General features: G+C 57.2%; 9 protein-coding genes. 3 read left to right on the top strand and 6 right to left on the bottom strand.

Features of this window, described 5'->3' with window-relative positions:
* The 6 genes from E1297_RS42870 to E1297_RS42845 all read right to left on the bottom strand — a co-directional run.
* Window positions 1–399: aldehyde dehydrogenase family protein (locus E1297_RS42870; RefSeq protein ID WP_155149660.1), on the bottom strand; the 399-nt coding region annotated here is incomplete at its 3' end.
* Window positions 400–411: 12 nt separating this feature from the next.
* Complete coding sequence (locus E1297_RS42865; RefSeq protein WP_155149263.1) at window positions 412–1,524, bottom strand: fumarylacetoacetate hydrolase family protein; 1,113 nt, start codon at window positions 1,522–1,524, stop codon at window positions 412–414.
* A gap of 1 nt (window position 1,525) precedes the next feature.
* On the bottom strand, window positions 1,526–2,356 hold the full coding sequence (locus tag E1297_RS42860; protein WP_155149260.1) for an amidohydrolase: 831 nt from the start codon (window positions 2,354–2,356) through the stop codon (window positions 1,526–1,528).
* On the bottom strand, window positions 2,353–2,781 hold the full coding sequence (locus tag E1297_RS42855) for an RbsD/FucU family protein (RefSeq protein ID WP_155149259.1): 429 nt from the start codon (window positions 2,779–2,781) through the stop codon (window positions 2,353–2,355). Before E1297_RS42855 ends, E1297_RS42860 begins: the two co-directional genes overlap by 4 nt.
* Window positions 2,771–3,823 (bottom strand): aldo/keto reductase, encoded by a 1,053-nt coding sequence (locus tag E1297_RS42850; protein WP_155149257.1) that lies wholly within the window; start codon window positions 3,821–3,823, stop codon window positions 2,771–2,773. The genes E1297_RS42855 and E1297_RS42850 overlap by 11 nt, the downstream gene beginning before the upstream one ends.
* Window positions 3,820–4,557, bottom strand: a complete 738-nt coding sequence (locus E1297_RS42845; RefSeq protein ID WP_209016337.1) for a GntR family transcriptional regulator — start codon at window positions 4,555–4,557, stop codon at window positions 3,820–3,822. The genes E1297_RS42850 and E1297_RS42845 overlap by 4 nt, the downstream gene beginning before the upstream one ends.
* A gap of 84 nt (window positions 4,558–4,641) precedes the next feature.
* On the opposite strand from E1297_RS42845, the gene E1297_RS42840 reads away from it, so the two are divergent.
* The 3 genes from E1297_RS42840 to E1297_RS42830 are packed head-to-tail and all read left to right on the top strand — an operon-like array spanning window position 4,642 to window position 8,767.
* Window positions 4,642–6,195: a UxaA family hydrolase gene (locus E1297_RS42840; RefSeq protein ID WP_155149255.1), complete on the top strand. Its 1,554-nt coding sequence runs from the start codon at window positions 4,642–4,644 to the stop codon at window positions 6,193–6,195.
* Between the two features lie 41 nt (window positions 6,196–6,236).
* Window positions 6,237–7,763, top strand: a complete 1,527-nt coding sequence (locus tag E1297_RS42835; RefSeq protein ID WP_155149253.1) for a sugar ABC transporter ATP-binding protein — start codon at window positions 6,237–6,239, stop codon at window positions 7,761–7,763.
* Window positions 7,760–8,767, top strand: coding sequence for an ABC transporter permease (locus E1297_RS42830; RefSeq protein WP_155149251.1), 1,008 nt, complete (start codon window positions 7,760–7,762; stop codon window positions 8,765–8,767). Before E1297_RS42835 ends, E1297_RS42830 begins: the two co-directional genes overlap by 4 nt.
* Window positions 8,768–8,801 lie beyond the last annotated feature (34 nt).

The following is an 8,801-nucleotide window of genomic DNA, read 5'->3' as shown; positions in this document are numbered from 1 at the left end:
GGGTAGGGGTGCACGATCCGGCAGGGCAGTGTCGTGGCGGTGGTCAAGGTAGTCTCCGGCCTCGATATGATCTGCAAACAGGCGCAACTGGCCCACGGTGCGACCACGTTCACCCTGCAAGCGTGCCTCGGGCAGTCCGGTTTCCTGTGTTCCGATTTCGGTGATCGCATCTCCTCGCGCATCAATTTCATCCGCGATTTTTCGCAGCAGCGCAGCGCGCTCGGCGCGGGTGGACCAACCAAAACTGGCAAAGGCATCCTCAGCGGCTTTCACGGCTCGGGCGACAAGCACGGGGGTTCCCAGGGCAAAGTCATGGCTGGGACCATGCGCGGGTTCCGACGCAAAGGTTGCTTCTGCGCCGACCCATTCGCCAGCGATCAGGTGTTTTCCAGTCAACATGTTAGTTCTCTCTTACAGCAGGCCGCGATGGGCGAGGTTTCGCATCAGGTGAGACGCCCCGAAGGTCCATTCGGGGCATTCCGTCGACAGGCGCACCGTGTTTGTCAGCGCCCCAAGTTGTGCGTTGGCAATGGTGACGACATCGCCAAGCTTATGAGTAAATCCACCACCGGGAGTATCGCGGTCCTGGGTTGGGGCGAATAGAGTTCCGAGAAACAGCATCAGCCCGTCAGGATATTGATGATGGCGTCCGATGGTCTGCTTCACAAGATCTACTGGATCACGGCTAATCTGGGACATCGACGAACTACCGTCTAACACAAACCCATCTGGTCCTGTGACGGTAAGCGTTAGTTCGGCCTGGCGTATATCGTCCAACGAAAACTTCTCGTCAAACAGCCTTATCATCGGCCCGATTGCGCAAGAGGCATTGTTGTCTTTTGCCTTGCTCAGCAACAGGGCTGAGCGGCCTTCGACATCACGCAGGTTTACGTCATTCCCAAGTGTTGCACCCTTAATTTCACTTTGCGAAGTCACGGTCAGAACAATTTCGGGCTCGGGATTGTTCCAGGTTGAAATGGGGTGAAGCCCAATATCCGCACCAAACCCGACTGAGGACAAAACCTGTGCTTTGGAAAACACTTCGGCATCGGGGCCAATCCCGACTTCCAGGTATTGGCTCCAGAGATCTTCGGCGATCAGGGCCTCTTTGACCTCAGCGGCATCGCTCGATCCCGGTACGATGTTCGAGAGGCTTTCCCCGATCCGGTCCCCGATACGCGCTCTGATCGCATCTGCCTTGGCAGGATCGCCTGCAGCCTGTTCCTCGATCACGCGTTCGACCATAGACCCGGCAAATGTGACACCGCAGGCCTTTATGGCCTGCAAGTCGCACGGGGCGAGCCATCGGTGGTCAGTGTCCAGCGGGCCGATATCTTGACCTTGAGCTTTTTGTACATAGTCCGCTGTATCGTCGCGTTCCAGGATATCCCGGACAGTTGGTGCCGTATTCGACGTGATATCTACAACTCGCCCATGGCGCAGTGTTACCACGCTGGGGCCGATCCCGGCGCGTTCAACACGCCCGAGCCACAGCCCGTCTGAATCCAGTGTGGGTATATTCATTTCAGTCCCTGAGGTTATAGGCCCGGGCGGCATTCCCACCCATTATTGCTTGGCGTTCTGCGTTGCTCAGTTGGCTTAGCAGCATATCGGTGGTTTCAAGCCAGCGCTGGTAACTGCAGGCCAAGGTGCAAACTGGCCAGTCACTGCCCCAGATCAGGCGCGACGGACCGAAGGTGTTCAGTAAATGATCTACGTACGGACGCAGGTCTTCGGTCGTCCAATCTGCGGCAGCCTCGGTTACCAGGCCCGACAGTTTGCACCAGGCGCAGGTTTCTCGGGCTAATGCTGCCATGTTCTCGAACCAATCACCCAAGATCGCGTCTTTGATCAGTGGCTTCGACCCATGGTCGATGATCACGCGCATATCGGGCCGGCGTTCAAGAAGTTGCCTAAGCGGGCCCAGGTGCTGGGGCAAGGTCAGGGCATCGAATGTCAGGTCATGTCGCTGAATTGCTTCGAAAGCCGGTGTCAGCGTACCGCCCAGCATCCACAGAGGGTCAGCGATGTCCTGTATCATCGGGCGAAGGCCGACCAGTGCTGGGTGTGTGGCCAAAGCGGCGATCTGTGCCGGCGCATCACCGGCTTCAAAGTCAACCCAACCCACAACACCTTTGATGAACGCGTTTTGATCCGCCAGAGAGAGCATGTATTCAGTCTCGGCCGAAGTCGGTGCCGCCTGCACAAGGACTGTGCCATCAATCTCAGCAGCACAGAGCAGAGGCACTATATCGTCTGGAGTAAAATCCCTGTAGATCGCGCCCAGATCGGGCGTCAGCCAACCATAGTCGCCGCGCGCCAGAGCCCAGAAATGCTGATGCGCATCGATCATCATCCGATCACACCTTTTTTCAGAATGATGTTGCCATAGAGTCTGCGCTCGCCTGTCTGGACGATGGCAAAAGCGTTGGTGGCACGCTCGTAGAAAGCAAACCGTTCCATCCCTTGAATCTTTGCTGGAGTGTCCGCGGTCGCGTCGATGATGCGCTGAAAGTCCGCCACAGCGTCAGGAATTGCGTCCGGGTCTCCGACAACCTGCATGGTCAAAGCCGGATCAGGAACGAACGTGTCCAAGGGCATCACGGACAACACGGCCTGCAATATTTCGCTGGCCGAAGACCCATCCGCCCGGATGCATTCCGGCCCACTGCTAGACCCCGGGAAATTCGCATCTGCGATAACGATCTCATCCCCGTGGCCCATGGCCCTCAGGGTATAGAGAAGATCCGGCGAAAGTATCGGGTTGATGTTACGCAGCATCTGCAGCCTCACTTGGTATAGGTGCGTCCGGACGGATCAGGCCCTCGGATTTCAGATCCGACCAAAGACTCGGAGGTATGTCGCGCTCCATCAGCGCAACATTGGACTGCACCTCGGATGCGTTGACGGCTCCGGGTACCACTGTTTTCACACAAGGATGACCCAGAACAAATTGCAGCGCTGCAGCGATCAGCGGAGTTCCGTGGGCTGCGCAAACGATTTCGATCTTGCGGATCCTATCCAGAATGTCCTCGGGCGCGTCCGCGTAATTGTACTTGGCACCGGGCACTGCCCCAGTTGCGAGAATGCCCGAGTTATACGGCCCGCCCAGGATGATCCCGACATCGCGCTGCTCGCAAAGCGGAAGGAAACTGTCGAGGGCTTCCTGTTCCAAAAGTGTATACCGCCCGGCCAATAGGAACCCGTCAAAGTCACCAAGCCCAAGAAGCTTTTCGCAAACCTGCCATTCGTTTACGCCTGCGCCGATTGCGGCGATCTCACCCGCATCGCGCAGTTCGGTCAGCGCTTTGTATCCCCCGCCATCAAACAATTCGCGCACCTTGGCGTCCGACAATTCCTGACTGCCTTGGCTGAAGACACAGACATCATGGACCAATAGAATATCAGAATTGGCGACACCGATCCTGTCGCGGCTGGCCTCGTAAGACCGCATTACCCCGTCATAGGTATAGTCAAACACGATCCTCTTTTGGGGCACGTCGACGAAGGCTTCGGGTGTCACCTCATGCGGTTCGCAATCCAACAGAAGGCGACCGATCTTGGTCGAAAGCTGTATGTTCTCGCGACCGAACCGGGCAATCGCTTCGCCAAACCGGTTTTCGGACCGGCCAAGCCCGTATTGCGGCGCAGTGTCGAAAAAGCGGATGCCAGCGTCATATGCCGCCTGTAACGCCGCTTGAGCGTCAACGTCGGATACTTTGCGGTAAAGGTTTCCCAACGGCGCTCCGCCAAAACCCATCCGGGTCAGCGGAACAGGCCGCGCAGTACGATTGTTCAATGGCTCTGTCTGAGAAACGGTCATCCTGCCTCGCTATCCGGCTGTGGCGTGAGGTTGAACAAATGAGGCTTTTGCCGCTCCAGTTGCTCGATACGCGGCATCAACTGCCCAAGGTGAATGCGCATGGCGTCCTGCGCAGCTTGTTCATCACGGTTGCTGATCGCCTCGAAAATTGCCCGATGTTCGGCCAGTGTTTCAGCGATCCGGCCCGGTGTAGGCAACAGCAGCATACGTGCGCGACTGACCTGCAGGGAAACGGTCTGGGCTACGTCCGCGAGGCGTCGGAAGCCGGTGAATTCCATCAGCAGAGCATGGAACTCTTCATCGGCCTGATAAAAGCCGGGGATGTCCTCATCCTCGATCAACAGTTCTTGCAGGCGCATATTGCGGCTTAACCGTTTGCGCTGATCGTCGGTCAGATCGCGTGCAACCTTGGCGACGGTTGCGAGCTCAAGTGCCTCGCGCAGGAAAACGCCTTCGCGGATTTCGGCCATCGAAAAGTAGGACACGCGGGTTCCAGATTGCGGCACCACATCCACCAATCCTTCCGAGGCCAGTCGTGCAATCGCATCGGCAACAGGGGCGCGCGAAACGCCCAGTCGCTCACACACAGGTGCCTTTCGCAGATTTGCGCCGGGTGGAAAATCCAGCGACAGAATCGCCTGCTTCAGTGAGTGGTGGACCCGTTGAGTCAGCGACCCTTCGGTTGTCGTGATCTCAGGCAGCAAAGCGGCGTCTATGTCTTGTTGTTTGTTCATGCTTGGCAATTTAGCATTCTAACATGTTAGTTGACAAGTAACGATTTTGAGCTTAGCAACATTGGCCATGCAAGCGGGGAAGACATGCAAGCACATAGCGGCATAAGTGTATTGGAGGAGGCGGCGCGCGACGTCGTGAAGCTCAATCCACAAGACAATATCGTCATAGCTTTGCGGGACTTGGAGGCGGGTGAGCAGCCCACTTCTGCTCCAGTGCCGTTAGTCTCTTCAGTCCCCCGCGGTCACAAGATTGCTGTGGCTCCAATTCAGGCTGGCGCGAATATTATCCGTTATGGCCAGATCATCGGGCAGGCCAAGCGCGACATCGCGCCGGGTGAACATATCCATGTGCACAATCTTGGTATGGGGGCGCACCAGCAGGACTATGCGCATGCAAGCGCGAACACGCCGCTGTCTGCTTTGAACGAAGGTCGGACGTTCGACGGTTACCATCGAACCGACGGCAGAGTGGGCACACGCAATTACATCGGCATTTTGACCACAGTGAACTGCTCGGGCTCTGTTGCACGTTTCATTGCCGAAGCTTCTGAAAAGTCTGGGTTTCTGGACTGTTTTCCCAATGTCGACGGTGTAGTTCCAATCGTGCACGGGACCGGCTGTGGAATGTCCGGTAAAGATGAAGGCTATGCCACCTTGTTTCGGACGCTGGCCGGTTACGCGCAGCATCCGAATTTCGGAGGTATCCTGCTGATCGGTCTGGGATGTGAGGTCATGCAAGTGGCCGATCTTGTCGGAGGGCGTCCAATCCGCGCTGACGGGGCGCTTCGCTATATGACCATTCAAAACGAGGGTGGGACGCGCCGCACTATCGAGCGAGGGCTGGAAGAGTTGCGCGGCATCGCGGAACTGGCCAATCAGGCCCAGCGGAAACCAGCACCGATTAGTGCCATCACGGTTGGCATGCAATGTGGGGGATCAGATGGATACTCGGGGATCACCGCGAACCCGGCATTGGGATATGCCTCGGATCTGCTGGTGCGCCACGGCGGCACAACGATCCTATCGGAAACCTCAGAAATCTACGGGGCGGAACACCTGCTGACCCGGCGCGCCGAGACGGTAGAGGTCGGTGAAAAGCTAATCGACCGCATCCACTGGTGGGAAGATTACACTTCCCGCAACGGCGGTGAGATGGATAACAACCCGAGCCCCGGCAACAAGCGCGGCGGGCTCACGACAATTCTCGAAAAATCGCTGGGCGCTGTCGCTAAAGGAGGCACCGCGCCGCTACGAGATGTCTACAAGTTCGGTGAGATGATCGACAAGCAAGGTTTTGTCTTCATGGACAGTCCCGGGTTTGATCCATGTTCGGTGACCGGACAAGTGGCCTCGGGCGCGAACCTGATCGTGTTCACCACCGGGCGAGGATCAGTGTCGGGGTACCAGCCGACGCCCTGTATCAAGCTGGCCACCAATTCCGAAATGTACGCACGCATGGCGGACGACATGGACCTGAATTGCGGCGACATCGTCACCGATGGGGTCAGCATCGAGACTAAGGGCGAAGAACTGTTCGAAATGCTGATCCGCGTCGCCTCGGGGAACAATACAAAAAGCGAGGAACTTGGCTTTGGGGGCGTTGAATTCGTTCCCTGGCAAATCGGCGCGGTGATGTAATCCGCGTTTGGCCCAAGGGAGAGGGGCACATGGGAGGAAGCATGACTAAACTGGTCGAAATGACGGGGATTGATAAATTCTTCCCCGGCGTGCGCGCACTGAAATCCGTGCAGTTCGATCTGGAACCGGGCGAAGTTCACGCGCTTATGGGTGAAAACGGGGCCGGGAAAAGCACGCTGATGAAGATCCTGTCGGGTATCTATCAGCGCGATGGCGGGATCTTGATGATCGAAGGGCGTGAAGTCAGCCCGACAACCCCTCGTGAGGCACAGGATCTGGGTATTGGGATCATTCATCAGGAACTGAGCCTGATGAACGACCTGACCGTTGCTCAGAATATCTTTATCGGACGCGAACCTCGCAAAAGTTTTGGCCGTTTGGACGAGGCGGCACTGAATACGCAGACCGCCGAAATCTTTGCCTCGATGAACCTCAGCCTTGATCCCAAGGCGTTGGTGGGCAGCCTGACCATTGCGAAACAGCAAATGGTCGAGATCGCCAAGGCGCTGTCGTTCCGATCCAAAGTGCTGATCATGGACGAGCCCACGGCGGCCTTGAATGACGCCGAGATTGCGGAGCTGTTCGTGATCATCCGCCGCCTCAAGGCCGAGGGCGTGGGCATCGTTTACATCAGCCACAAGATGGACGAGTTGAAACAGATTTCAGATCGCGTGACGGTCATGCGCGATGGGGAATATGTCGGAACGGTAGGGGCCGCCGAAACCCCGATCAGCCAGATCATCGCTATGATGGTTGGACGTGAGGTCAATGAAGAGCCGCTGGACGTACCTGATCTAGGCGACGCTGAGTTGTCTCTGCAGGTCACCGGACTGAACCGGGACAAAGAAATTCAAGACGTCACCTTTTCGGTCAAAAAGGGCGAAATTCTGGGCTTTGCTGGTCTGATGGGCGCAGGTCGTACCGAGGTTGCACGGGCTATCTTCGGGGCCGATCCCAAGGATAGCGGCGAAATCCGGGTACATGGGCAGGTGGTGTCGATCAAATCACCAACTGACGCCGTCAAAGCGGGGATTGGATACCTGTCCGAGGACCGAAAGCATTTCGGTCTCGCCACCGGTATGAACGTACGCGACAACATCGCGCTTGCCTCGATGGACCTATTCACCGGCGCAGGCGGGGTTCTACACGATAGTGAAATCAGCGACACCGCCAAAAGCTATATCAAGCAGTTGGGCATTAGAACGCCATCGGATGTGCAAGAGGTTCGCCTTTTGTCAGGCGGCAACCAGCAGAAGGTTGTCATAGCCAAATGGCTGCTACGTGACTGCGATATCCTGATTTTTGACGAACCCACGCGGGGTATCGACGTCGGCGCTAAATCCGAGATCTACAGACTACTGGAAGACCTGGCGGGGCAAGGCAAGACGATCATCGTGATCTCATCGGAACTGCCCGAAATCATGCGCCTCAGCCATCGCATCGCCGTGATGTGCGAAGGCCGACTGACCGGCATTCTACCCGGCGGAAAAGACACCACTCAAGAAGACATCATGCATCTGGCCACGCAGCGCGCGGCGGCGATGCAGGTAACAGGGACAGTCCAATGACCACAGCTACGGATATCGACAAGAAGAAACCCCTCGCGGGTCTGTCGGAAAGCGGTGCCTACCAAAAACTGCTGGCGTTCGCGAGTTTGATCGCCCTGCTGATCGGCTTCTCGATCGCGTCGCCGAATTTCATGCAGACCTCGAACATGATCGCGATTTTGCAGGCGACCTCGGTCAACGGGGTGCTGGCGGTGGCTGCGACGCTGATCATCATCACCGGCGGGATCGACCTATCGCTGGGCACATTGATGACCTTCTGTGCGGTGATCGCGGGCGTTGTTCTGACCTATCTGGGGATGCCCTTGCTGTTGGGTGTCGCAGCGGCCATCGCGGCGGGGGCGCTTTGCGGTCTGTGCTCGGGTACGTTTGTGGCCAAGATGAAGATCCCGCCCTTCATTGCGACTTTGGGCATGATGCTAATCCTCAAGGGTATGTCGCTGGTGATCTCGGGCACAAGGCCGATCTATTTCAACGACACGCCGGGCTTTGACCAAATTTCGCGCGGGTCACTGATCGGCGAGGTTTTTCCGTCTCTGCCCATCCCCAATGGTGTGTTGATCCTGTTCCTTGTGGCTATCGCAGCCTCATACATTCTGGGGCGCACGGTTCTGGGCCGGTACACCTTTGCGCTTGGTTCCAATGAGGAAGCAGTGCGTCTGTCCGGCGTAAACACCGACATGTGGAAGATGCGTATTTACGCGCTAGCCGGCGCGATCTGCGGCATCGCCGGCATCTTGATCGCCTCGCGTCTGAATTCCGCGCAACCGGCATTGGGACTTGGATACGAACTGGAGGCGATCGCCGCCGTGGTGATCGGTGGCACGTCGTTGTCCGGTGGGCGCGGGACGATCCTGGGTACGCTGATAGGTGCCTTGATCATGGCCGTGTTGACCAACGGGTTGCGCGTGCTGTCCGTTGCGCAGGAATGGCAGACCGTTGTGACCGGGGCAATCATCATCCTGGCCGTCTATGCCGACATGGCACGGCGTAAGAAAACGGGATGACTAAGGCATTAAAACAAAGACCAAAACGACCAAC

Source organism: Roseibium sp. RKSG952 (genome assembly GCF_009711355.1).
This window is presented reverse-complemented; position numbering and strand designations above follow the sequence as displayed.

Excerpts from the sequence above, each read along its gene's own strand:
- E1297_RS42830 (WP_155149251.1), top strand. The coding sequence starts at position 7,760 with ATGACCACAGCTACGGATATCGACAAGAAGAAACCCCTCGCGGGTCTG.
- E1297_RS42855 (WP_155149259.1), bottom strand. The coding sequence starts at position 2,781 with ATGCTGCGTAACATCAACCCGATACTTTCGCCGGATCTTCTCTATACC.
- E1297_RS42840 (WP_155149255.1), top strand. The coding sequence starts at position 4,642 with ATGCAAGCACATAGCGGCATAAGTGTATTGGAGGAGGCGGCGCGCGAC.
- E1297_RS42850 (WP_155149257.1), bottom strand. The coding sequence starts at position 3,823 with ATGACCGTTTCTCAGACAGAGCCATTGAACAATCGTACTGCGCGGCCT.
- E1297_RS42860 (WP_155149260.1), bottom strand. The coding sequence starts at position 2,356 with ATGATGATCGATGCGCATCAGCATTTCTGGGCTCTGGCGCGCGGCGAC.
- E1297_RS42845 (WP_209016337.1), bottom strand. The coding sequence starts at position 4,557 with ATGAACAAACAACAAGACATAGACGCCGCTTTGCTGCCTGAGATCACG.
- E1297_RS42835 (WP_155149253.1), top strand. The coding sequence starts at position 6,237 with ATGACTAAACTGGTCGAAATGACGGGGATTGATAAATTCTTCCCCGGC.
- E1297_RS42865 (WP_155149263.1), bottom strand. The coding sequence starts at position 1,524 with ATGAATATACCCACACTGGATTCAGACGGGCTGTGGCTCGGGCGTGTT.